Annotated in this window: 20 protein-coding genes, 7 tRNA genes and 1 rRNA gene; 20 read left to right on the top strand and 8 right to left on the bottom strand. The window is 47.0% G+C overall.

Annotated elements, in window-relative coordinates; genetic code table 11:
* Nucleotides 1-136: 136 nt before the first annotated feature.
* Both FTX54_RS01820 and FTX54_RS01825 read right to left on the bottom strand, forming a co-directional pair.
* On the bottom strand, nucleotides 137-1,885 hold the full coding sequence (locus tag FTX54_RS01820; protein ID WP_147804164.1) for a GMC family oxidoreductase: 1,749 nt from the start codon (nucleotides 1,883-1,885) through the stop codon (nucleotides 137-139).
* Nucleotides 1,886-1,904: 19 nt separating this feature from the next.
* On the bottom strand, nucleotides 1,905-2,663 hold the full coding sequence (locus tag FTX54_RS01825; RefSeq protein ID WP_147804163.1) for a gluconate 2-dehydrogenase subunit 3 family protein: 759 nt from the start codon (nucleotides 2,661-2,663) through the stop codon (nucleotides 1,905-1,907).
* Between the two features lie 1,415 nt (nucleotides 2,664-4,078).
* Here FTX54_RS01825 and FTX54_RS01830 point away from each other — a divergent pair.
* Nucleotides 4,079-5,203, top strand: a complete 1,125-nt coding sequence (locus FTX54_RS01830) for an IS110 family transposase (protein ID WP_147805360.1) — start codon at nucleotides 4,079-4,081, stop codon at nucleotides 5,201-5,203.
* A 648-nt stretch (nucleotides 5,204-5,851) separates the two neighbouring features.
* On the opposite strand, the gene tatC is transcribed toward FTX54_RS01830, so the two are convergent.
* From tatC to FTX54_RS01850, 4 genes are read right to left on the bottom strand one after another with little or no spacing between them, the layout of a single operon-like run.
* Nucleotides 5,852-6,616, bottom strand: a complete 765-nt coding sequence (gene tatC / locus FTX54_RS01835) for a twin-arginine translocase subunit TatC (protein WP_246125628.1) — start codon at nucleotides 6,614-6,616, stop codon at nucleotides 5,852-5,854.
* Nucleotides 6,582-6,827 (bottom strand): twin-arginine translocase TatA/TatE family subunit, encoded by a 246-nt coding sequence (tatA, locus tag FTX54_RS01840; protein ID WP_147803820.1) that lies wholly within the window; start codon nucleotides 6,825-6,827, stop codon nucleotides 6,582-6,584. Before tatA ends, tatC begins: the two co-directional genes overlap by 35 nt.
* A gap of 22 nt (nucleotides 6,828-6,849) precedes the next feature.
* Nucleotides 6,850-8,598, bottom strand: a complete 1,749-nt coding sequence (locus tag FTX54_RS01845) for a GMC family oxidoreductase (RefSeq protein WP_147803821.1) — start codon at nucleotides 8,596-8,598, stop codon at nucleotides 6,850-6,852.
* A 15-nt stretch (nucleotides 8,599-8,613) separates the two neighbouring features.
* On the bottom strand, nucleotides 8,614-9,381 hold the full coding sequence (locus FTX54_RS01850; RefSeq protein WP_246125629.1) for a gluconate 2-dehydrogenase subunit 3 family protein: 768 nt from the start codon (nucleotides 9,379-9,381) through the stop codon (nucleotides 8,614-8,616).
* Nucleotides 9,382-9,773: 392 nt separating this feature from the next.
* Between FTX54_RS01850 and FTX54_RS01855 the strand changes: the two genes are divergently transcribed.
* The 19 genes from FTX54_RS01855 to glmM all read left to right on the top strand — a co-directional run bounded on the left by FTX54_RS01855 (nucleotide 9,774) and on the right by glmM (nucleotide 22,283).
* A complete protein-coding gene (locus tag FTX54_RS01855) occupies nucleotides 9,774-10,826 on the top strand; it encodes an Mrp/NBP35 family ATP-binding protein (RefSeq protein ID WP_147803822.1) in 1,053 nt (350 codons plus the stop codon).
* Nucleotides 10,827-11,028: 202 nt separating this feature from the next.
* Entirely contained in the window at nucleotides 11,029-11,715 is a 687-nt protein-coding gene (locus FTX54_RS01860; protein ID WP_147803823.1) for a KinB-signaling pathway activation protein, read from the top strand.
* Nucleotides 11,716-12,096: 381 nt separating this feature from the next.
* A complete protein-coding gene (locus FTX54_RS01865; RefSeq protein WP_147803824.1) occupies nucleotides 12,097-13,083 on the top strand; it encodes an aldo/keto reductase in 987 nt (328 codons plus the stop codon).
* A 280-nt stretch (nucleotides 13,084-13,363) separates the two neighbouring features.
* Nucleotides 13,364-13,480, top strand: a 5S ribosomal RNA gene (gene rrf / locus FTX54_RS01870).
* 42 nt (nucleotides 13,481-13,522) lie between these two features.
* Nucleotides 13,523-13,597: transfer RNA gene (locus tag FTX54_RS01875), tRNA-Asn, on the top strand.
* A gap of 1 nt (nucleotide 13,598) precedes the next feature.
* Nucleotides 13,599-13,674: transfer RNA gene (locus tag FTX54_RS01880), tRNA-Thr, on the top strand.
* Between the two features lie 154 nt (nucleotides 13,675-13,828).
* Entirely contained in the window at nucleotides 13,829-14,089 is a 261-nt protein-coding gene (locus tag FTX54_RS01885; protein WP_147803825.1) for a DUF1883 domain-containing protein, read from the top strand.
* 45 nt (nucleotides 14,090-14,134) lie between these two features.
* Nucleotides 14,135-14,392 (top strand): DUF1883 domain-containing protein, encoded by a 258-nt coding sequence (locus FTX54_RS01890; RefSeq protein ID WP_147803826.1) that lies wholly within the window; start codon nucleotides 14,135-14,137, stop codon nucleotides 14,390-14,392.
* Between the two features lie 180 nt (nucleotides 14,393-14,572).
* Nucleotides 14,573-14,830 carry a DUF1883 domain-containing protein gene (locus tag FTX54_RS01895; protein ID WP_147803827.1) on the top strand — a complete coding sequence of 86 codons (258 nt, stop codon included), beginning with the start codon at nucleotides 14,573-14,575 and terminating at the stop codon, nucleotides 14,828-14,830.
* Nucleotides 14,831-15,978: 1,148 nt separating this feature from the next.
* Nucleotides 15,979-16,053, top strand: a tRNA-Glu gene (locus FTX54_RS01900).
* A gap of 42 nt (nucleotides 16,054-16,095) precedes the next feature.
* A tRNA-Thr gene (locus FTX54_RS01905) sits at nucleotides 16,096-16,171 on the top strand.
* Nucleotides 16,172-16,176: 5 nt separating this feature from the next.
* Nucleotides 16,177-16,251, top strand: a tRNA-Gln gene (locus tag FTX54_RS01910).
* A gap of 479 nt (nucleotides 16,252-16,730) precedes the next feature.
* Nucleotides 16,731-16,806 (top strand) — tRNA-Lys (locus FTX54_RS01915).
* Nucleotides 16,807-16,828: 22 nt separating this feature from the next.
* A tRNA-Ala gene (locus tag FTX54_RS01920) sits at nucleotides 16,829-16,904 on the top strand.
* A gap of 224 nt (nucleotides 16,905-17,128) precedes the next feature.
* On the top strand, nucleotides 17,129-17,692 hold the full coding sequence (gene sigW, locus FTX54_RS01925; RefSeq protein WP_147803829.1) for an RNA polymerase sigma factor SigW: 564 nt from the start codon (nucleotides 17,129-17,131) through the stop codon (nucleotides 17,690-17,692).
* 23 nt (nucleotides 17,693-17,715) lie between these two features.
* Complete coding sequence (locus FTX54_RS01930; RefSeq protein WP_147803830.1) at nucleotides 17,716-18,360, top strand: zf-HC2 domain-containing protein; 645 nt, start codon at nucleotides 17,716-17,718, stop codon at nucleotides 18,358-18,360.
* A gap of 154 nt (nucleotides 18,361-18,514) precedes the next feature.
* Complete coding sequence (gene cdaA, locus FTX54_RS01935) at nucleotides 18,515-19,333, top strand: diadenylate cyclase CdaA (protein WP_147803831.1); 819 nt, start codon at nucleotides 18,515-18,517, stop codon at nucleotides 19,331-19,333.
* Nucleotides 19,326-20,903 (top strand): CdaR family protein, encoded by a 1,578-nt coding sequence (locus FTX54_RS01940; RefSeq protein WP_147803832.1) that lies wholly within the window; start codon nucleotides 19,326-19,328, stop codon nucleotides 20,901-20,903. The genes cdaA and FTX54_RS01940 overlap by 8 nt, the downstream gene beginning before the upstream one ends.
* Nucleotides 20,904-20,915: 12 nt before the next feature.
* Nucleotides 20,916-22,283, top strand: coding sequence for a phosphoglucosamine mutase (gene glmM / locus FTX54_RS01945; protein WP_147803833.1), 1,368 nt, complete (start codon nucleotides 20,916-20,918; stop codon nucleotides 22,281-22,283).
* Nucleotides 22,284-23,204: 921 nt separating this feature from the next.
* Here glmM and FTX54_RS01950 read toward each other — a convergent pair.
* Both FTX54_RS01950 and FTX54_RS01955 read right to left on the bottom strand, forming a co-directional pair.
* Entirely contained in the window at nucleotides 23,205-24,332 is a 1,128-nt protein-coding gene (locus FTX54_RS01950; RefSeq protein ID WP_147803834.1) for a mannitol-1-phosphate 5-dehydrogenase, read from the bottom strand.
* A complete protein-coding gene (locus tag FTX54_RS01955; protein ID WP_147803835.1) occupies nucleotides 24,333-24,770 on the bottom strand; it encodes a PTS sugar transporter subunit IIA in 438 nt (145 codons plus the stop codon).
* Nucleotides 24,771-24,773 lie beyond the last annotated feature (3 nt).

Consider the following 24,773-nt stretch of genomic DNA (forward strand, 5'->3'; position numbering starts at 1 on the left):
TTGTCTTGTGATTCGGCCATTCGTTTCTCAGGCGATTTTTAAATTTCTGCCAGTATTCTGAAGGATGCGGACTTTTCCTGAAATACAATCAGTGTAATCAAAGCATAAGGCCGGCACCTGCAGTTCCCGTATTCCTTCAGGATTTCATCTTTTTCTCCGGTCCTGCTTTAACCAGTTCCCCTCCTTCATTTTCCAAATATAATTTAATTCCTTCTGAAGCTCTGTAGGCTAAAGCACCTATAGTAGGAGTAACGCCGCTGTATCCACTGTTATGTGGAAAAGCGGAACCGCCGACCACAAATAAATTTTCACAGTCCCACATCTGCAGATAACTATTCACAGCGGAGATCTCAGGATCATCCCCTATTATAACTCCTCCGGTATTGTGGGTAGCCTGGTAAGGAACGATCGTATAGTCTCCAAAATCGTAAAGGGTCTCTACATAGTCTGCCCCCATTTCGTAAAGAAATTCCTCCATTATTTCCATCTGATGATTGCCGAGGGAGTGATCCTGATCGGTAAAGTTATAGGTCATGCGGAGGAGCGGGTCACCGAATTCATCAGTGTAGGTCGGATCAAGATCCAGGTAGTTGTTTCGTGAAGGTAAACTCGCACCTTCCATGATTAAAGTGTAATGCTGCGTAAAAAATTTTGTGGACTGCTGTTTGAATTCTCTGCCCCAGGTTTTGGTGCCTGGGGGGACGGGATTGTTGGCAATAGGACGAAGGCCGGACTGCATGAAAAGAATCATTCCTCCGTGAAGGAAGTCGAGATTTTCATGATCAAAATTATCGCCGTTATAATCGTCGAAAGCAGCTCCGAGCGCACCTGCACCGGCAAAAATATTAAATTTTTCTTCTTCAAAGAAACCGGTCGCTGCGAGGCCGACCTGATAACAGTAGTTTCGTCCGATCACTCCTTCTTCGGTTTCAGGGTCGTAGGGCTCCCCAATCTCTGAGTGGAGCAGCAGCCGGGTGTTATTCATCGTATAGGCGGTTAAGATGACAACATCAGCAGGCTGGAAAAACTCTTCCTGGGTCAATGTATCAATATAATAGACTCCTGTGGCCCGCTCTCCGTCATAGTCAATCCGTCTGACATTGGAATTGGGACGGAGCTCAAAATTTCCGGTTTCTTTAGCTGTAGGGATAACAGTAATCAGCGGATCGGACTTTGCTGCATAATCACACCCGAAACGCTCGCAGAAAGAACAGTACTGGCAGGCATTAATTGTCTGGCCGTCGGGATTTGTATATTGTTCTGACAGGTTGGCTGATGGCAGGTGGTATGGATGGAATCCCATATTCCGGGCGGTATCTTTGAATTTGGTAATCAGGGGGGTCTCCATCATCGGTGGAGTGGGATAAGGGTTTTCTCTGGGAGCAGTTAACTCATTGTCTTCTCCGGAAACACCAGCCATCTTCTCAAACTTATCGTAGTATGGTTCCATCTCATCGTAGCTTAATCCCCAGTCCTGAATACGCATATCTTCAGGAATTTTATCTTCCCCGTATCTTTCCACAGTTTGAGAACGAATTTCAAAGTCATAAGGCAGAAAGCGCGGGCACTGTCCGTTCCAGTGTACACCGGCTCCGCCTACGTCAGTTCCGAGAAGAAAGGAACCGTGCTGACGCATAGGCAGGGCCCGCTGCTCAGAATTATTGCGGAAGGTCAGCGTTTCTTTAGATAAATCCTGCATGAGCTCATAGCGGATGGCATATTTCAGCTCATCCTTCTGCATAGTGAAATCATCAAGAGATTTTTCCTGTCCCCGCTCGAGGCCGACAACCTGGATACCTTCCTTAGTCAGCTCCGCAGCGATGATACCGCCGGCCCAGCCAACTCCAATTACAACTGCTTCGACACGTTCTAATTCTGTAGTCATATGCGTCCGCCTTTCCGTTTTAAGAGTGGTGGTCACGCAGGCTCACTGGATCCATTTCGGAAAATTCTTCATCTTCCATAATGCTTGTATAGGTCATTTGAGCTCCGGGATAGTCTTTCATTTTCCATCCTTCCATGCCGCGGTTTCCTCCGTAAATCGGATCGGCATAAACTCCTTCAAGAGTTGCTGAGCGCAGCAGTTCAAAAAATTGAGTTGATGTGATTCCTTTCATAGAAATATTTCCGCTTTCGAATTCTTCGAGAATCGCTATTTGGTTCTCTTCCTCCAAATCCTGAAAAGGCGTATTGAATTCTGAGCTGCTGATCTGCTGAATTCGCCGGATACCCTGCAGGAATATATTGTCTCTAGTCAGGGCAGCCTGATATCCCTGAGTTGGCTCCCCTTCGAAAAAGGGTCCTTTCATGTATTCTTTCGCGTTACGTCCATAGCCGCCTGCAAGCTGCTTATCGATATAGTAGGGGACACCCAGCTGCACAGCACCAGGGCCGCTCTCATCTTCAGGGAAAATAACTTCAGAAGCTGCCGACAGGACATTAAAATCATCCTGACGCTTAAAGAACATCCGGGCTTCAGAAGGAGACTCAGCTCCATTGTTATTCTCCGCTGAATTCTCCGCTGTTTCCGGACTTTGTCCTGTCTGGTTTCCAATCAATCCTCCCAGCAGTCCGCCTCCAAGAGCACCTCCTACAACCAGCCCGGTGTTCTGAATGAACTTTCTCCTCGTCATACCATCTTTACTGTCATTGTTTTCAGCCATACTTACCCCTCCTTTAATTCCGCATTGATGAATAGAAAATAAGAGGCAGACGCTTTTTCAAAACTAATCGATCAGCTCTCGTTATGTTCGATAATGTTTTTATGCAGAAATGCCGCTCCTATTCGGCCGGATCCTTCGTTTCAGTGCAGCGCATCTTCAGCTGTTTCCAGTTAAGATACGCTTATACTCTGCTGAATTCGTTGGATCCTGGCGGCGGGTCTGCCGTTCGTTCAGAAAGAGAGTACAGGTCAGAATCTCCTTCAGCAGATGATCTTTCAATATTTTCCTCCTTTCAAAAAATTAGTAAAAAAATACAGTCATCATCAGGAATGAAAAGTTTTTTTAATATCACAATGTAGGCAGCGGGTAAAAGCAGCAGTAATGCAAAGAAATTAAAGGTTTTTGAAGAGAGTTTTCCTGCTTTCAGTTAACGGAAGTAAGGGAAAAGATACAAGTGTGTAGAACTTAAGTAGTACAAGTATAGCAGGAAATTAAACAATTTTATAGAATTTTCAGAATATTTAATGTAATTCAGGGATCCGTATTTTAAGAAGGCTGCCTTGAAAATAAAGTAGATAAGCGATAAAAGGGCGTTTTCGTTTCCATAGGGACGCAGGGCCGGCCTCAGCTAATTCCGGCCTCCCTTTGGTCGGGCGGAATGGATCTCCTCCACGGCAGAGGTGAAGCGGAGTTTTCTACATGTATCAGTGTTAGACTTTAAAACAGCTTTTAAGAAGGCTGCCTTGAAAATAAAGTATTGAATCGATGAACGTGCGCTTTCGTTTCCATGGGGGCGCTTTCCGGGCGGGCCGGCCTCAGCTGATTCCGTCCTCCCTTCCGTCGGGCGGAGTGGGGGCTCGTCCTTGATCGCCCCGGAGCCGCCCCATGTCCACTCCAGCTTACGGTAAGAAATACAGATCAGGGTCTGCCTTCTAATAACGAAGATCCCGTTTGATCATTATTCATTCTACTTGTATAAAGGGAAAGCTCCATTCTCATAGACGGACATTTTCATCCCTCATGGTGCAAGGCTTTTGCATGAGTGTCTCTGTTAAAGCTCTGTTTTGTTATTGGTTTGCCTGCGGCCCCTTTTTCTTCGCTTGCCGCGGAGAAAGCCTTCAGCTCTTTCTGCTTTCTTTTTCCGCAGGCGTCTCTGCCCTGTCACTGGTTTTTACCTTGGCACCTTCTTGATTCAACCAGCAGACTTTCACTTTCTGTATTAGAAAATTTAAACGAAGCGGAAACCGGCGGACGCCTGTGGAAGAAGGAGATTGGAAGATCCCGCAGGGCGTAAGCCCGAGTTATCATGAACGAAACTGGCACCCTATCCGTAAATACGTAGGTTAATCGGGTATAGAGATCTGTAAGAACCTCTTATCCCATCAGAGCTACATTACGAAAGGAGCCAGCTTATCATGAATGATACCACAAAATTTGTTGGTCTGGACGTCTCCAAGAACACGATTGCTGTTGCGATCGCCGATGCAGGTCGAGATGCTCCTCGCTTTTGGGGCACCATCCCGCATACGGTAGAAAATGTTCGAAAGTTGATGCGTAAACTCGGTCCATCGGATCGTCTGCGTGTCTGTTATGAAGCCGGTCCTACGGGCTATCCATTGTATCGGCTGCTACTCTCTCTCGGTATCTCTTGTGACATTATCGCCCCCTCTCTCATTCCCCAACGACCGGGTGAGCGGGTGAAAACAGATCGTCGGGATGCGCTTCGGCTCGCACAGCTGTATCGTGCCGGAGAGTTAACCTCGATTTACGTGCCGACGGAAGCAGATGAAGCACTGCGCGATCTGGTGCGTTGCCGGGAAGATGCAAAAGAAGATGAACTTCGGGCCCGTCAAAGGTTGAGCAAGTTTCTCCTGCGCCACGAGCTTCGACCGCCGCAAGGCGTAAAGCGCCAAACGAAAAAATACAGAGAGTGGTTAGATACACTGAAGTTCTCTCAGGATACCCTGCGGGTCGTTTTCCGGGAATATTACCATCAGCTCAAGGAAATGGAACTACGCGTGCAACGGCTGGAAGACGAAATCTATACCCAGTCGATCCAAGGTGTGCACGCCTCCATGATTCAGGCACTTCAATGCCTCAAAGGGGTGGCACTCATTACAGCCATCGGAATTGTCGCAGAAATTGGGTCCTTTCATCGGTTCCGCACTCCCGGACAATTGATGGCATACGCTGGCCTCGTCCCCTCCGAATACTCGAGCGGAGAACGGCGGAATCAGGGAGGCATTACGAAAACCGGCAATCGGCATATACGTCGTTTGTTGGTGGAGGCAGGGTGGAGTTACCGCTATTCCCCGGCGGTCAAGGGAGACTTGAAAAAGCGACAAGTTGGCAGTTCTCCCGCAGTGCAGTTGATCTCCTGGAAAGCGCAAAACCGGCTTCATAAAAAATTTTACCGCTTGCTCTCCAAAGGAAAAGAAAGTCACAAAGCCGTTACTGCCGTCGCTCGGGAACTCCTTGGTTTCATCTGGGCGATCTCTCGAGAAATCGACCCGTTGCCACCCGCCAGTGACCAAATGTAATGCGTTTCTTCTCGGAAATACACCCGATAGATGAGCCCAGGGCTCGAAGGCAAAGGGGAAAGACCGGTAAGGAACATCCACGTGCTTCCTCTGTGCTAGTCCGGCTTCACCGGATGAACGCACGTCCCGAGTTAGTGGAAACGTCCTTAATCCGGAAAGAGACCATGTGAGAACCCACGGATATCAGAGTGCGAACCGTCGCCACTATTTTTGCCTTCGTGCCGTGTGCTTACCTTTACGGGCACGCCGAAAGAAAAGAGGAGGAATTCAAGCGATCCGAAAGAACACGAAAACTTGAAAAAGAAGCCGAAAGGCTTTGGTTCTTTAAGTCGGGCAAAATGTAATACCAATGGCAAAGGGAGTTCTTCTCTTGACAGTTTCGTTCATATCAGGAAGCTGGAAATCTCCTCTACGGCAGACCTGCCGAGTTGAAGCGAAGTTTCCTATATTTATCAACCACAGAATTTAACAGAGCTTTTAAGAAAGAAGAATTAATATTGAAATGAGGGGAGGTTCTCTTCTGTTTTTCCAAAGGCGGCAGGTCGTTATTCCATACAAAAAGCGTCATGACGAATAGAAGTCATGACGCGGAAAAATCAGGGAGCGCACTGGTGGAACTTTCCCTATGCTGAATGAGGGAGTTTTTTATCAGGCACTCTTATCCAGCTCCCGTTTCTGTTTCCTTGCGTGTGTTTTCTTCGACAGGAGGACGCCGATTTCGTAAAGGCCTACAAGCGGACCGATAAGTAAAATGTCAGATATAAAGTCTGGGGGAGTCAGTACTACGGAGATAACAACGAGTAAAAAGTAAGCATATTTTCTCGATTTATTAAGTATTTCCGGTGTCAAGAGGCCGAGAGAGGTAAGGAACATAATGACGAGCGGCAGTTCAAAAATGAATCCGATCGGCAGGGTCGACATTAAGAGAAAATGGAAATATTCCCTGGCAGTTATCATCATATCGAAATGGATATTGCCGATTCCGAGAAGAAACTGGTAAGCGAGCGGGAAAATAACCATATACCCAAAGGCCAATCCTGCCAGAAAGCAGAGAAAGACAGCAGGAATATAGGCAAGCGTCAATTTGCTTTCCCGTTCTGTCAGACCTGGTTTGATAAACTTCCATATTTCAAAAGTCAGATAGGGGATGGACAAGCCGATGGCGACGGCAAACGCAACGATAAAATAGATGCCGAGTACATCCATCGGCCCCAGCATGACCAGTCTGTCGTCAACGATCAGCGTCGGGATGAGCTGGTGCACAAAAACGAGGGCAGTAATAAAAAGAATGATAAAGCAGACAAGCGATCTTATTATCATGCTCCTCATTTCTGTATAATGCTCCAGCGCGGACTGCTGAGGGAGCTCTTCGACCGTTTTAGGCCCCGGCATTTTTGTCCCTGCTTTCTTCATCTTTATTTTCTGCTTTTTTGTCTTCCTTTTTCTCTTCCTGCTTATCGTCTTCATCATCACTCATAATATCGCGCGTAGATTTTTTAAATTCGGTGAGCGTTTTTCCGAAAGCAGATCCTATTTCAGGAAGCTTTTTCGGTCCGAAAACGATAAGAGCGATGATTAGAATCAGAATTAATCCGGGAATGCCAATCGATCCGATGGAACCCATAGTGAGACCTCCTTTCCATTAATTACATATTGATCTTTCTACCGTTCTTTTTCGCTTCCACGAGCTGTCCGCCTCCGTTATCGAGAAACTGCTGAATACCTTCAGCGCAGCGGTAGGCAAGAGCACCTACAGTTCCTGTCGGGTTATACCCGCTGTTATGGGCGAAAGCAGAAGCTCCTGTTACGAAAAGGTTATCATAGTCCCACATCTGATTGTAGCTGTTTACCGCCGAAGTCTCCGGATCTGCGCCCATAATGACGCCTCCCGTGTTGTGGGTGGTCTGGTAGGGGACGATATCATAGTCGCTCAGTTCGTTGGAAACATCCACCTGATCCGCTCCCATTTCTTCCAGTACATCGCCGAGTACAGCTCCGCAGTGTTCCGCCATATTTCGGTCCTGATCCGTAAAGTTATAAGTCATTCTAAGCAGCGGGTCGCCGTACTGGTCGGTGTAGACAGGATCCAGGTCAAGATAATTGTTTCTGGAAGGAAGCGAGGAACCCTGGAGGCGGAGACTGAGAGAACGGTTGAAATATTTGAGTGACTCACTCTTGAACTCGCTTCCCCATCTCGGCGTGCCCTCAGGAGTCGGGTTGTTGTTGATCGGACGACGGCCGGTCTGGGTAATCGCAATTTCACCTCCATGCAGGAAATCAAGGTCACTGTGATCAAAGTTATCACCATTAAAATTATCGAAAGCTGCGCCTAGAGCGCCGGCACCCATGAACGTATTGAATTTTTCATTTTCAAAGAACCCGGTGGCGGAGCCCATAACCTGATAGCAGTAATTTTTACCGATAACCCCTTCACCGGTTTCCGGATCATAAGGTCTGCCTACTTCCGAAGTGAGCAGAAGACGGGTGTTATTTAGTACATAGCTTGTTACTGCTACGACATCCGCCGGCTGAATAAACTCTTCTCCGGTTTTCGTATCGACAAATAGAACACCAGTGGCTTCGCCGTTTTCTGTTAAAATTCTCGTCACGTTGGAATTCTGGCGGATTTCAAAGTTGCCGGTCTCTTTGGCCGTCGGTATGACCGTCACGATCGGATCGGACTTTGCTCCATAATCGCAGCCGAATCTTTCGCAGAAAGCGCAGTACTGACATTCATTTATCCGCTGGCCGTCGGGATTTTCATAGGAGTCTGTGAGGTTTGCTGAAGGCATTTGAAACGGATCGTATCCTAAATTGGTCGCAGCTTCTTTAAACATGCGGATCATTTTTGTTTCTACCATGGGAGGCAGGGGATATTCGTCAGAGCGGAAGCCGCCGAGAGGATTTTCTTCTCCTGCAATGCCGCATGTTTTTTCGAACTGATCGTAATACGGCTCCAATTCTTCGTACGTGATGCCCCAGTCCTGAAGCGGCATATAATCGGGGATTTTGTCTTCCCCGTAACGTTCCTCCGTCAGCGAACGTATCTCAAAATCATAGGGGAGGAAGCGGTACGTCTGGCCGTTCCAGTGGACCCCCGAACCTCCGAGATCCGTACCGAGCAGGAACGACCCGTGCCTTCGCATCGGGAGAGCGGTCATATCCGCGTTGTTTCGAAAAGTAACCGTTTCTTTGGATAAATCCTGCATCATTTCGTAACGCAGGGCATAGCGGAGCTCATCCTTCTGATGAAAATAATCATCCAGTGTTTTTTCTTCCCCGCGCTCGAGTCCTTTTACCGTATAGCCGGCTTTGGTCAATTCCGCTGCAATGATGCCTGCCGTCCAGCCTACTCCAACAGTTACAATGTCTACACGTTCCAGTTCTGTAGCCATTTTCCCACCCTTTCCTTAACTGTGATGGTCGTGCAGACTTACGGGATCCATCGTATGAAATTCGTCGTCTTCAATGACGTTAATGTAGGCCATCTGCGCCCCTGGGAATTCTTTCATCTGCCATCCGCGCATGCCGCGGTTACCGCCGTAAACAGGATCGCAGTAAGCGCCTTCAATTGTTGCTACAATGACCGTGGAGAGAAATTCCGCGGAGCTGAATCCGTCCATTTCTATGTTGTTATTTTCGAGGGCTGTGAGTATTTCGTTCTGCTGAGAGGGATCTTCGAGCTCAAAAAAGTTTTCGCCGAATTCGTTCCGGCTTACGGCATTAACCCGGCGCAGACCTTGAAGGAACATATCGCCGCGGGGGACACGGGTCTGGGACCCCTGTGTCTCCGCACCTTCCTCAAAAGGACCCTGCATATATTCTTTCGCATTCAGTCCCCATGGTCCGGCGAGCTGTCTGTCGATGTAATATGGAACGCCTAATTCAATCGCTCCGGGACCGTTGTCATCTTCCGGGAAAATACGCTCCGTCATCGAACGCAGGACGTTAAAATCCTGCTGCCGTTTGAAAAACATCCGTGCTTCCATCCGATTCTCCGTGTCGCCGTTCGTCCCGTTGGCGTTATTCTGTGCAGTGTCAGGAGCGTCCTCACCGGTCTGATTGCCGATGATGCCGCCCAGCAGGCCGCCTCCAAGCGCGCCTCCTACTACAAGACCGGTATTCTGAATGAACTTCCGCCGCGTCATCCCGTCCTTACCGCTTTCGTTTTCAGCCATAAAAAGCCACCTCCTTTATTAGTTGAAAACAGGGCTCCAATCTTCGTTCGTAAAAAAGGTTATATGCTCTTCCTATTACCATTATGTAAAATTTTGAAACTACGTATTTTCTGTACACACATTTTTCATAGGCAGTTTTTATTACAAAGTTCTGCAGTTGTTTCATTCCGGCGTTTTATGAAAGTTTTTCCCCGGAAGAACCTGCTTCAGCAGTGTCCAGGTCATGGCAGAGATCTTTGCAGGACAGTCTGTTATCCTGTTTTAAAAAACTCCTGCTGTCAAAAGAAGGAACAATGCCTGTGTCTCCTGCCCTTTCCTTCTGAAAATTAGTATTTTTATGTTATAATTATTATCGTTGTAATCGAATTCAAGCTATAAAGGACGGTGTCGGAATGATCACGGAAGAACAAGTACGAAAAGTATTAGAGGACGTTCAGGATCCTCATTTGCATACAACCCTCGCAGAACTCAATGCGATCAAGGAAATTAAAGTTAAAGAGAAGCTTCTCAGCTTAAAGCTTGCAATTGCCCAGCCGGGAACAGCTGAGCAGATGCAGCTTCAGCAGGAGGTTGTAGCCGCTCTTAAAGAAGCAGGCGCCCCCTCTGTCGGACTTCGTTTCGAAAAGCTTCCCGATGATGTCATTGCAAAATACGGCTCTGAGGAAGAAGAAGGCGGAAAAACCCTTCTTGACAGAAAAGATAAAACGACCTTCATTTCCGTAACAAGCGGAAAAGGCGGCGTTGGTAAATCAACCGTATCCGTTAACCTCGCTGTTTCTCTTGCTCGTCAGGGGAAGAAAGTCGGCATTATTGATGCTGATATTTACGGCTTCAGCGTTCCGGATATGATGGGGATTGAAGAACGTCCGAAAGTAGTAGGAGAGCGCATCCATCCCGTCGAGCGGTTCGGGGTGCAGGTCATTTCCATGGGCTTCTTTGTGGAAGACAACTCGCCGATTATCTGGCGCGGACCGATGCTCGGAAAAATGCTTAACAACTTCTTCAACGAAGTAGAGTGGGACGAACTCGACTACCTTATTCTGGACCTGCCGCCGGGAACAGGGGACGTGGCGCTTGATATTCATTCTATGCTGCCGCATTCCAAGGAGCTTATCGTCACAACTCCGCACGCTACTGCAGCCTTTGTAGCAGCACGCGCCGGAGCAATGGCACTGAAAACAGAACACGAAATTCTCGGCGTTATTGAAAATATGGCTTATTTTGAAAGTAAAGTAACCGGAGAGAAAGAATATGTATTCGGCCAGGGTGGAGGACCGAAGCTGGCGGAAGAACTCCAATCGGAAGTTCTCGCCCAGGTACCGCTTGGCCAGCCGGATATAGATGAGGACGTTTTCGCACCGTCTGTTTACGCCGAAGATCATCAAATCGGTAAAATCTATACGGATATTGCAGAGAAAGTGATTCAAAAAACGGAAAAAGAATAGTTCCAAAAGAGGCTGTCCCGGTGATCCTGCCGGGACAGCCTCTTCTATTGCTGTCATCTTTGAAAACCACCTGCAGGAAGTGTCAGGTTTTAACCCCCCTTCTTATTCGTCCACATGTGACAAGGCGGTGAAAACAGTAGCGGTCTGGAGGAGGCGTCTGATACAATGAACGGTGGATACATCTGTGTTAGGAGGAAGAGGCGTGAATACTAGAAAAGTTGTGTTTTTATTTAATTCCACGCTGCTGCTCGGAACAACTTTCGGTTTTTTAATGGGTTTTTTCCTTGACTGGCAGACGCACATAAATGACCTTGCAGATTTTAATATCGGCGGTATCGCCATGATTGCGATTACAGCAGGTATATGGACAGTCATTGCTCAGATGGGTTTTTTCGCCTATTTAACGATTCATCGTTTCGGTCTCGGCGTTTTTAAATCTGCTTCACTATGGAATAAAGTACAGATTGTTATTATCGTTTTTGCGTTGTTTGACTTAATGTTCTTTCGTTACGTAGCTTTTGCCGGAGAAGGAGAAACGATACTGGGCTACGCAGTTCTTCCTCTGCTTCTGTTGGCTTTCGCCTGGATTGTGGCGACAATAAAAGCGAGGGACACGAACCGGACCGCTTTCGTACCTGCTCTCTTTTTTATGGTAGTGGTTACGATGATCGAATGGGTGCCGGCGCTTACTGAAAATGACACGACATTCCTGATCAATGCGATCGTGCCGCTGCTTGTTGCCAATACGTGGCAGATTCTCGTCCTCCACCGCCTGCATGCGCAGCCAAACGGCCGCCAGCCAACCGTGGAACAGGATCAGACACGGGACAAAAAGAAGACGGCAAATGGACAGCAAAAGAAGAAGAAAAAGAAAAAAAAGAAAAATTAATGAGAGAGCTGCTTCCTTTACGAGGAGGCAGCTCAAATTTTAGATAAATTCTTCTTTATTGCTTCGTTCTTTTTACTTACGTATAAGTATTTACTTTGTCCTTCCCTGAGCTCACAGACGGAGACTTTCCGCGGGGCTCGTCTTCAGCTATTTCCAGCGAAGCCCGGCCCGACCGGAAAGCGACACCATGGAAACAAAAGCGGTTGTTTACAGAAGTGGAAACGAATTATTAAGTTCAACACATACAGCTTCTTAATTTAGGAAGCCCAATTCAGTTGAGATACAGAATTCTGGTTCCTTTATGGATTAATCAGGGGAATGTTTGAGGATAGGCAGAAAAGGAAATCCCCGATTATGTAAGGAATGAAAGGAGACGATAGAATGACACAATTAAAACAGGATCATAAACTTGGATTCGGAACTGCTCCACTTGGAAATATGTTCCGCGACATACCTGAAGATGAAGCAAAAAAGACGGTGGAAGCAGCCTGGGATAATGGGATCCGCTATTTTGATACAGCCCCTCTATACGGTGCAGGCCTGAGTGAAATCCGCCTTGGCAAAGTGCTGTCCCAGTATAACAGGGATGATTTTGTCCTCAGTACGAAAGTAGGCCGTTTGATTCTGGACGAAACCGAAGAGAAGGAAGGTTTATTTGCAAACGGAAGAAAAAATAAAGTAATTGATGACTATACTGGAGAAGCAACGCTCCGTTCCTTGAAGGAAAGCATGGAGCGTCTGCAGACGGACCGGATCGATTACGTATATGTGCATGATATTTCTCCGGATTTTCAGGGAGATGAATGGCTTGCGAAGTTTGAAGAAGCACGAACAGGCGCTTTCCGCGAGCTCGAACGTCTTAAAAAAGAAGGTGTGATCAAAGACTGGGGAATCGGTGTGAACCGCACAGAACCAATCGAGATTGCCATGGACCTCGAAGAAATGCAGCCCGGTATCTCTCTGCAGGCAACACGCTACAACTTGCTGAACCATGAGCATGCGCTTCAGCGCCTCATGCCAAATGCAGAAGCATCGGGAATGGGAGTCGTTGTCGGCGCTCCATTCGGTTCCGGCGTCCTCGTTGGAGGTTCCCATTATGACTATCAGGAGGCTCCCCAGGAAATCGTGGATCGTGTAGAAAAGCTCCAGCAGATTGCTGCTAATTACCAGGTAAGTGTAAACGCAGCGGCTCTGCAGTTCTCAGCTACTCATCCGGCTGTCACTGCGGTAATTCCCGGAGCTACCCGCCCGGAAAGAATTCAGGATAACCTGAATGCCCTGCATGAAGAAATTCCTGCAGATTTCTGGAAAGAACTGCGCAGGGAGAAAATAGTTTCTGAACACGCACCGCTGCCAGGGGACGCCTGACAAACCACGGGGCTGTTATTTTCCAGACATTGACGACGATTTGAAATGAATGAGCTGTCCCGTACCATTTGGGACAGCTTCTTTTTTCCGAATCAAAACGGAACCGTTTTTAACATCGGGAAGAAGGGAGTGCCCTGCTGAGGGGCTTCTCCCTGTTTTTTTATGGTCTGTCATGGGGGGAGAGAAAAATTTTTAAGATAAATTTATGAAAACCCCTTGTCAAAGTCCAAATAAATATAGTAAGATACAAAATGTCTTAACAAAAGGCAAAACAATATAACCTAGTGACGAAAGCGGAGAGGTCACACCCGTTCCCATGCCGAACACGGAAGTTAAGCTCTCCAGCGCCAATGATAGTTGGGGGCTCTCCCCCTGCAAAAGTAGGACGTCGCTAGGTTCTTTTTTTATCTTTTTCTGTAAAGTAAACGGATATTATTATTCCACAGTAGCTCAGTGGTAGAGCAATCGGCTGTTAACCGATGGGTCGTAGGTTCGAATCCTACCTGTGGAGCCATGCTTCCTTAGCTCAGCTGGTAGAGCGCATCCATGGTAAGGATGAGGTCAGCGGTTCAAGCCCGCTAGGAAGCTCCATTAATCATACGATTATTCAAGGGATCCCAGACAATCTGGGGTCCTTTTTTGATTTCTTCAGGAATGAAGAATTGATTATTAAAGGTGTCATAAAGGATAAAACGGGAAAAGGAGAGTATAGAGAAACTGCTGAAGTTAACAGAAAGGAGAATGTATGAAGAAATATCAGCACGTTTACAAGTATCTGCATGAGGGAGAAAAGATTGAGGTCGAAACGGATTACGATGTAAGGATCATGCTCATGGACCTTGCCAACTTTAGAAATTATCAAAAGGCAAGACCATACTTCCGTTACGGAGGTGTCGTAACGAAATCACCGTCCTATATCCGGGTTCCGAAAACCGGTACGTGGTATATCGTCGTTGAAAAAGTAGATACGAAGTCAAAACCCCACTATTCCATTTCCATTGTATAAAAAAGTTTTTCTGTAATAAACGTCAGTTGGAAAGAAGGAGATAGAATGAAGTTCAAATACACAAAGAAGTATCTGCACAAGGGTGATATTGTCGAAGTCGATCTTGATAATGATGCCAACGTGAGGATGATGAACAGGGAAAACTTTGATAAATACCAGGAAGGGGAATCTTTTTTTCGTTATGGCGGATGGGTCACCCGCTCTCCAGTTCACCTGCGCGTACCAAAAACCGGCAACTGGTATATCGTAGTTGATTTAGACGGGAAGCCCGGCCATGTAAATTTCTATATTACAATTTTATAATGTTGAGCCAAAAAGTGCAGAAACTGCTTTGTGCATTTTCTTAAAGCAGACAAGGACCGAAAAGGCACTCCAGTTGATAGAAGTTTTCCAAGGCAGCTTACCAAAAACGATCGTGGCAGAGAAATAGTCAGTTCTTTCATTCTTCAGGATCGAGTTATCTCTACAGAAAGGAGGGTAACTATGAAGTATCGATACGTGGAGCGCTACCTCTATAAAGATCAGCGGGTTAGAGTTTATTTAGACAGTGAAGCGAAAGTACTGCTGATGGATCTTCCTAATTTCAGAAAATACCGCGAGAACAAACCGTGTTTTTCCTACGGTGGTATGGTGAAAAAATCACCGGCTTACCTGAAGGTTCCACACAATGGTTTTTGGTACGTTGTCGTAGAAAGCCCTGTAAAAAAAGGAACCGTTCGTTACACAGTCAGCATTGGTTAATTCCAGCCGTGTTTACAAATTTAAAAGCTACCTTGAAAATAAAGTAGATAATCGATAAGTCTGCGCCTTCGTTTCCATGGGGACGCTTTCCGGGCGGGCCGGCCTCAGCTAATTCCGCCCTCCCCTTCGGTCGTGCGGAATGGATCTTCGACTCGTCCTTGATCGCCTCGGAGTCGCCCCATCTCCACTACAGCTTACGGCAAAAATACAGATAAGATCTACCTTCTAAATAACGAAAGCCCCTTTTTGATAATCCTTGCTTCCAACTGTATAGATAGGAAGCTCCATTCCCATTTCCATGGAAGGCTATTTACATCCATCATGGTGCAGTGATCCTGCATGAGTGTCTCTGTTAAAGCGAGTATTTGAGAGATAAACCTATCTTACCGAGGGAGTCTGTTGTTGATATATATAAGAAAACTTCGCTTCGGCCTGCCGTGGAGGAGCTTTCCAGCTTCCGCAGGCTTACGCCCTGCGGGAGCTGGAAAGCTCCTTCTTCCACTGGCGTCCGCCGGTTTCCGTTTCGTTTTGATTTCCCAATACAGAATGCCCGCTGGTTGAATCAAGAAGATACCAAGGTAGAAACCAGTGCCAAGGTGATTTTTCAAGACGCCTGCGGAAAAAGAAAGCAGGAAGATCCTCCCGGACGACAGGGAGGGAGAGCTGAAGGCTTTCTCCGCGGCAGGCGGAAGAGCCGCAGGCACTCCAAAAACAACACGAAGCTTCAACAGAGCCAATTTAAAAGAGTTGTTTAAGCAGCCTTCTTTCATTACAGGGAGTGTTTTGTTTTTCGTTCAGTCCCAGCGGGCTGTATTTCAGGTGAGGCTGTCTGTTTTCTATATAATGGAATCTATTTCATAGCGATCATTTCTAAATACGGCCGTTAGAATAGAATCTTTTAGAAATACTCGTATATCAGCCTGGGAAAAGCATTTATGAAATGGATTCAATTTAGAGAAAAACCTCCAAAATATTCTTAATTGAAAGACTTCAGCGGCGGATCAAAAATCTTTTGAAAATCTATTGTCAAAGGAAACAAAATTTGATAATATCTATTCTTGTTGAAGGTTGCTGATTCAGGCAGAAACCTTGAAAAAAGTTAAGAAATACAGTACTTTACAAGTAGATAAAAGCTTTTTTCTATACAAGGCCCGTTGGTCAAGTGGTTAAGACACCGCCCTTTCACGGCGGTAACACGGGTTCGAATCCCGTACGGGTCACCATAATACAAACTGCTGCTTTATGCAGTTTTATATAGATGATGTGCTGGCCTAGCTCAATTGGTAGAGCAACTGACTTGTAATCAGTAGGTTGGGGGTTCAAGTCCTCTGGCCAGCACCACATACAGGGCTATAGCCAAGCGGTAAGGCATCGGATTTTGATTCCGTGACTCGCAGGTTCGAATCCTGCTAGCCCTGCCATTTTTTCTGTTTTTTGAAAAGCAGCTTAGAGAAAGAGTGAGCGTACATACGGTACGTGACACGAGAGAGAGACGGAAGCAGACGAAGAAAAGCGCCGTTTATCCGATCATTTGATTGGAGAGAAACAAGCAGTTCGAGGAAGCGACGGAGAGAAAGAGTGAGCGTACATACGGTACGTGACACGAGAGAAAGACGGAAGCAGACGAAGAAAAGCGCCGTTTATCCGATCATTTGATTGGAGAGAAACAAGCAGTTCGAGGAAGCGACGGAGAGAAAGAGTGAGCGTACATACGGTACGTGACACGAGAGAGAGACGGAAGCAGACGAAGAAAAGCGCCGTTTATCCGATCATTTGATTGGAGAGAAACAAGCAGTTCGAGGAAGCGACGGAGAGAAAGAGTGAGCGTACATACGGTACGTGACACGAGAGAGAGACGGAAGCAGACGAAGAAAAGCGCCGTTTATCTCCAATCAAACGCGAGCCATTAGCTCAGTTGGTAGAGCATCTGACTTTTAATCAGAGGGTCGGAGGTTCGAATCCTCCATGGCTCACCATTTTTTATTAACCTGTGTTAAAGGGGCCTTAGCTCAGCTGGGAGAGCGCCTGCTTTGCACGCAGGAGGTCAGCGGTTCGATCCCGCTAGGCTCCACCATATGAATGATTTTCAGCACTGCGGTTATCGCCGGAGTGTTTTTTTATGCACAAATGCGAATCAGCTTTTGACCCAGAAGGAAATTCCTTAAATTAGTAACAATGGTTATACAAGGTATCCTGTTTTTTCTCTCTTTCAATGCTAAAATTAAGGTAACAAATATGAAACCTTATGATGACTGCAGGCGTAGAGAAAGTAACCGCAGTGAAGCGGAGGGTAAAAGAATGGATACCGTTGTAAAAAAAATAGTCCGCGAAGTCAAGCGCGGCAACCAGGAAGCATTTGCTGAGCTGATGGAGCTGTATAAAGATAAAGTTTTTCATATCGCCTTCCGTATGCTCGGCAATTCCCACGAAGCCCAGGATGTGGCTCAGGAAGCTTTTTTAAGGGCGTATACAAACATCCACTCTTATGATGAAAGCCGGAAATTTTCAACGTGGATCTTCCGCATTGCTACAAACCTTGCGATTGACAGGCTTCGAAAGAAAAAACCGGATTTTCATCTGGAAGATAAAGTAGGCGGGACAGAAAATCTCGATCACTACTCCCGTTTTGCTTCCGGGGAAGAGCTGCCGGAGGATCAGGTGGTTAAACTGGAGATGCAGGCCTGGATTCAGCAGGAAATTATGCAGCTGCCTCCGAAATACCGTTCGGCTATTATTTTGAAATACTTAGAAGACCTGTCGCTCAAAGAAATCAGTGAAGTATTGAATCTTCCTGTAGCGACGGTTAAAACACGTATACATCGCGGGCGGGAAGCGCTTCGCAAACGGCTGAGGGAGTCTTAGCCGGGAGAAAGGAGTCATGAATCATGGCGTGCTCACGTGACCATAAAAGATTGATAGAGCAGTATTTAGATGAAGAGATCACACTTGCCGAAGCGAGGCAGCTGGAGGATCATGTGAAGGTCTGTCCGGACTGCCGGCAGCATCTGAATGAGTTGAAAAAGACAGTTGCAATCGTTCAAAGTGCCTCTCATTTTGAAGCGCCGGAGGACATGACTGAAAAGGTAATGAACCGCCTGCCCAAACAGACAAAGTCTAAAAAATGGAATAACTGGCTGCGCAGAAATCCTTTTCTCATTACAGCGGCCACATTTTTCCTCGTTTTTGCGATAAGTCTTTCCACCGCTTTTGGAGGAGAAGAAGAAATTGTCGTCAAAGGAGAAGGGCATTTTATTATTGATGATGCACAGAAACTGGTTATCATTCCTGAGGGCAGTACAGTTTCAGGAGACCTGCTTATCCGAAACGGGAATGTGGAGATAAATGGAGAGGTCGCAGGCGACGTGACAGTTATTAATGGTGAACACCTTCAGGCATCAACCGCTTCTATCGGCGGGGAAATAGAGGAAGTGAACGAAACGATGGAATTTATCTGGTATGAGACGAAGTCCTTTTTCAAAGAAGTAGTTCCCTTTTCTCCAGACGAAGATGCTCGAGAAAACAACAGATAATAATTAAAGAAGCGATCTGGATATCTTCCAGGTCGCTTATCATTTTTTCTCGACAAAAATACACATCTATTTCTCAATTAGTGACGGGAGAACTGTGATATAATTGACGATGTTGGTGCACATATTTCCAAAAACGTGTAGTGGAGGAAGAAGTATGTTAGAAAACATGACACTTTTAGAGGGGCTTGCGATTGTAGTCGATATTTCGCTTGTTGCCTTTGTTATCTATAAATTAATAATGGTTATACGAGGGACCCGGGCTGTACAGCTTGTTAAAGGGATCACCGTGATCTTAGCTGTATGGTTTTTAAGCGGCTTTTTTGGTTTAAATACACTGCAGTGGATTATGCAGCAGGCAGTTACTTACGGGCTTCTGGCGATTATTATCATCTTCCAGCCGGAACTGAGGCGGGCATTGGAACAGCTTGGCAGAGGAAAGTTTTTTCAATCGGCCTCTATTGCCGATGAAGAGGAAGTTCGTCAGTCCATTGATCACATTATAAAAGCTTCCCAGTACATGGCTAAACGCCGTATCGGAGCGCTCATGTCTTTGGAGCGTGGAACGGGAATGACCGATTACATTGAGACTGGAGTGGCAATGAACGCGAAGCTGACTTCAGAACTGTTAACAAACATTTTTATACCGAACGCACCGCTGCATGATGGAGCGGTGATTATCAAAAACAACGTTATAATGGCTGCGGGATGTTACCTGCCGCTTTCCGAAAATCCCTTTATATCGAAGGAACTTGGAACAAGGCACCGTGCCGCTCTTGGAGTAAGTGAAGTTACAGACGCTGTTACGATTGCCGTATCGGAAGAAACCGGGGCGGTGTCTGTAACGAAAAACGGGGAACTGCACCGGAGCCTTGATGAAGAAGCTCTCCGCAAAATACTGGAAAAAGAATTACTGACACGGGAAGGGAACGGTTCATCTTCGCTCTGGCAGTGGGGAGGAAGAAAGAATGGATAAACTGTTCAGCAAAAGGTGGTTTATTAAGCTGACTTCGGTTGTTATTGCCGTGATGCTGTTCCTTATGGTGAATATTGAGAATCAGAGAAATCAGACAGGGGGAGGCATCCCCGGCATTACGAACGGGACGAGAGTACTTGAGGACGTGCCGCTGAATACTTATTACGATGAAGAAAACTACATCGTTACAGAAGCGCCGGAAACGGTCCAGGTGACGCTGAGAGGACCGCAGAATGTGCTGACCCTCTCTCAGGTGACCCAGGGTCAGCAGGAAGTGTTTATTGACCTGGAAGGACTGGAAGCGGGAACTCATTATGAACGGGTTCAGTACCGCGGCTACCCGGATAATTTGAATATTTCAGTCACTCCCATCACCGTCAGGGTGACGCTTGAAGAGCGGCAGAGTATGTCTTTTCCTGTGGAAGTAGACTTTAATAACGTAGAAGATCTCGGATCCGGGCTGGAAGCAGGGACTCCTCAGATTGATCCGGAAAGCGTCGAAGTCAGTGGGGGCGCTGGTGCAGCCGATGAGGTGGACCGCGCTGTTGTAAATGTTGACCTCACAGACCGCAGGGAAGACTTTACGGAATCTGCAAATGTGGTATTATATGATGAGGCTGGAAGCGAATTGGATATAACCGCCGACCCATCGGTTGTGGATGTGACGGTGCCGATCACAAGCTCAGGCACAGAAGTACCACTTCGGACAGAGCCGCCGGAACAGCTCAACAGCGGTGGTTCTGTCAGCAGCGTAAATTTTGAACCGGAGACAGTTACTGTCTATGGTCCGGCGGAAGCGCTGGAAGACATTTCGTTTATCGATATTGACGTAGACTGGGCTGAAATCAGTGAAGATACAGTCATGGAAGTAGATGTCCCGGTACCAGAAGGGGCAGAGCGGGTAGAGCCGCAGCAGGCGGATCTTGAAATCAGTGTCGGAGAAGACGAAGAAGCAGAGGGAGAAGAAAGCAGGGAGTTTTCCGGCTTTCCTATAGAAGTAGAAGGAATGGCAGAAGATTTTTCTGTTGAATTTCCAACTTTCAGCAATGGGGAAATCCCTCTTCTCATGCGCGGGAATCCCAGCACGCTTGAAGAAGTGGAGCGGAGTGATGTGCAGGCGTCTGTCGATCTTTCCGGCCTTTCCAGCGGAACACACAGTGTTCCGCTGGAAGTAAGCGGTCCCGAAGGAGTGACTTTTCCTCAGGACGGCATTAATGTTACCGTTGTTCTTTCGGGGGGGCTTCCTGAAGAAGAAATGCCTCCTCCGGAAGAAGAGGAAGAAGAAGCGCCGGAAGAAAATAATGAAGAAGCAGATCCGCCGGATGAATCCGGGGAACAGGACGAATCAGAAGACCCGGAAGAAACGGAGGAATCCGAAGAAACCGGAGAAACCGGAGAATCCGATCTTCCTCAGGAAGAGAATCCAGAAAATGATCTGCAGGAAAACAACGAATCAGTCGACAGCCAGGAAAATGATCCGGATGATATAGAACCTTCAGAAGAGAACAACGCTGCAGAGAATGCAGGTGAGAACGAAGAAGAGGTCAATATTAACAATGATAGTGCTTAAGGAGCGATAATCATGGGTAAATATTTTGGGACAGACGGCGTCCGCGGAGTCGCCAACAAGGAGTTGACACCTGAACTGGCATTCAAACTGGGACGGTTTGGCGGCTATGTGTTGACGAAAGCTAAAAATACGGCGAAGCCGAAAATATTAATCGGCCGGGATACACGAATATCGGGAACTATGCTGGAGAGCGCGCTTGTGGCAGGACTTCTTTCCATCGGGTCTGAAGTCATGCGGCTCGGTGTTATTACGACACCGGGAGTAGCTTATTTAACAAAGGCATTGAGCGCAGATGCCGGTGTCATGATTTCCGCCTCCCATAATCCGGTAGAAGATAACGGTATTAAATTTTTCGGTTCGGACGGCTTTAAGCTTCTCGATGTCCAGGAAGAGGAAATCGAAGAGCTTCTTCATGAGGAAAGCGAGATGGAAGACGCGCTTCCCCGGCCGGTCGGCGGCAATATCGGGACCGTGAGCGACTACTTTGAAGGAGGACAGAAGTATCTCCGATATTTAAAGCAGACGGTATCCGGAAGTTTCTCGGGGCTTCATATAGCTCTGGACTGCGCCCACGGAGCAGCTTCTCCCCTGGCAAATCATCTGTTTGCTGATCTCGAAGCAGAGAAAATTTCCTGCATCGGCTCTTCACCAAATGGAGTGAACATTAATGACGGTGTCGGATCAACGCATCCGGAGCCACTAAGGGAACTCGTAAAAGAAAAAGGAGCCGATATCGGCCTTGCCTTTGACGGGGATGCCGACCGTTTAATAGCGGTGGATGAAAAGGGAGAAATCGTCGACGGCGATCAAATCATGTATATCTGTGCCAAATATTTGAAAGATCAGGGGAAACTTAATTACAAGACGCTTGTAACGACTGTAATGAGCAACCTCGGCCTCTATAAAGCTCTGGAAAGCCAGGGAATTGAAACGAAACAGACAGCTGTTGGAGACCGGTATGTGATGGAGGAAATGCGCAAAGGCGGATACAATCTCGGCGGCGAGCAGTCCGGGCACTTAATTTTCCTTGACCATACAACGACCGGAGACGGTCTGCTTTCTGCCCTGCAGCTCGTACAGATTGTAAAAGCCAGCGGGAAAAAGCTGTCCGAACTGGCAGCGGAAATCCCTAAATATCCTCAAAAGCTGATTAATGTACGCGTGCTGGATAAGCATCAGCTTCATTCCAGTACAGCCATAGCGGAGGAGATTCGTTTAGTGGAAGAAGAGATGCAGGGAGAAGGTCGTATCCTTGTGCGCCCTTCCGGTACAGAGTCGCTTGTAAGAGTGATGGCGGAAGCTCCGGACGCAGAAACGTGCAATATGTACGTGAATAAAGTGGTGGATGTAGTCAAACAGGAACTTGGCTCCATGGAATAAAACAGCTTTCCCAATGTTTGATTTGGGGATATGTTCTGAAGCAGGATATAGATAAGTAAAAGGCCTTCATGACAATTTTGTCGTGAAGGTCTTTTAGGCTATTAAAGAATGAGTTTAAGTATTTTTAAGCTGGTTGATCCTTCATTCTTCTGCTCACCGTCGGACGCTTTCCGAGGGGCTCGTCTTCAGCTATTTTCGTTAAAGCCCTATCGGCTTCAGCGAAAAGGATCTTCTGACTTCGCTTAAATCCCTCCGGAGTCGCCGACGTTCGCTTCAGAAAGGGAAACCTGATCATGGTTTTTTATTTGAAGAATGGTTTAAGACAGCCCTTACTTCCTTTATCAGTAGTTATCGGTTTAATCTTCGTACAAGAAAAGAAAATGTGCCTTTCATAAACGGGGATTCCAGTTAATAAAACCTGCAAAAGAAGCGAAACGTCCTCGAAGGCTCGTAACCGTAATAGGAGAGGCCTCTGAAAAAGTAGTGTTCCGTCAAAAAAGCAGATGTAAAAATCCGATATAGAGTGTATGTATATATTTCAAAATTTGAATCGATTTTATAAAACGATTTTCCTGGTGGTTGCACGAATATTTTAAAACTTACTTTACTATCTATTCGTAAATAGAGTTGAATGATTGAAACAATAGACGGTGACTCCTGTGGGATCAGCGAAGTCTGAAAATCCATTCTTTCTGAGCCCGGCGAAGGAAGAATTAGTTGAAGACGAGCCCCACGGAAAGCGTCCGTCTGCAGTGAAAATCATTCCCATAGTTCGAAAATATGTTCTATAAAATCGATTCAATTATATATCGATATTGAAGCATTTTATAGAAAGAAATCAGCTGTGAAAACATGGAGAAGACCTTCCTGACAACGTTTGTCGGGAAGGTCTTCTTTCCTGCTGTGCTGCTTTAAAACTGTCTATGCAGAAGTTCCCACAGCTTTTTGAATCAATTGATGATCCTCCGGGAGGCCGGTTACAGAAGCGAGAGCTTTGACCGGGCCATCTTTTCGGATCGACTCCTGTAAAGAAACAGCCTCCTCATCTTCCGCGAAATCATATAGCATAGCGGCACGGATGACCCTGAGGAGCGCTTCAGGTGTGGTGCCGTAATCAATGAGCTGAAGGGCAGGACTGACGAGCCTTTCCGCAGGGCCGAGCTTTTTCATCGGCTGACGAGCGACACGGGTGATCTGGTCTGTTAAATATTCGTTGGCAAACCGGGAGATGATCGTTACGATATATTCGGCATGCTCCTTTTCATCGAACCCGTATTTCTTCTTCAGGAGCGCCCCCGTTTCGGATAAAGTTTCCTGGAGTTCCTTTAGAATCTGCGTGTCTTTTAAGGCTTCCTGAACAGTCGTATACCCTTTCTGATAGCCGTGGTAGGCAGCTGCGGCATGTCCGGTATTGACGGTGAAAAGTTTTCTTTCGATATAAGCACCGAGATTGTCGACGTAGTGAGCCCCTTCAATAGGAGGCAGAGAGCCGGCAGTGTTCTCAATCGTCCACTCAAAGAAAGGCTCTACGAGTACATCGAGCGGGTTGTCCATATTCTGGACGGGGACGATGCGGTCCACAGCGGCGTTGGGGAAGGAAGCAAATGTCTGGATCTTCTCCCACTCCGCCCCGGTCAGATGCTTCTGGAGAGCGTCGGTGAGCATATCCGTTCCGTTTACCGCATTTTCACAGGCAATAACCGTAACCGGCCTGCTGGATCCGAGCCGCTTTTTCAGGCTTTCTGCGATGACTGGGGCTACGTGCGGAAGGACGTGTGCGCCGACTGCTGTTGTGACGATTTCTGCTGTCTCCAGGTAATTAACGAGAGCTTTTTTTTCCGCAGCGGAGTGAACCGCTTTGAAACGAGTCACCTCGTAGGAGCGCCCCTCGGCTTCTGCGTAATGAACCCGGTAGCTGTCCGCCTGTTGAAGCTGGGAAATTAAATCGTCGTTGATGTCAGCGAAAACGACTTCGTATCCGGAATCGGCGAGCAGGTGCCCGATAAATCCCCGGCCGATATTTCCGGCTCCAAAATGTACGGCTAACATTTACTCCACCTCACTGAACATGGCGAGCAGTTCTTCTTTGGTAGTGGCATTAAGCATGCGTTCAATGTTCTCTTCTTCAGAACAGAGAATCGCAATTTTAGACAGGAGTTCAAGATGTTCATTGTTTTTACCGGCAATTCCAAAGATCAGTTTTGCCGTATTTCCGCTTCCGTAGTCAACGCCTTCTGGAACTTGAATTACGGACATCCCGGAGTGATAGACGCTGTCTTTTGCATCGTCTGTGCCGTGGGGAATGGCAACGAAGTTTCCCATGAATGTCGAGCTCATTTCTTCCCGCTCAAACATCTTGTCAATATAGTGTTCATCCGTATAGCCGCCTTCCACGAGCAGGCGGCCTGCTTCACGGATTGCTTCTTCCTGCGAAGCGGGACTTGCGTTCAAAATGATATTTTCCGCGGGTAAAATTTCTTTTGCCATGGT

It is taken from the genome of Alkalicoccus halolimnae, assembly GCF_008014775.2.
Taxonomy (GTDB): Bacteria; Bacillota; Bacilli; order Bacillales; family Salisediminibacteriaceae; genus Alkalicoccus; species Alkalicoccus halolimnae.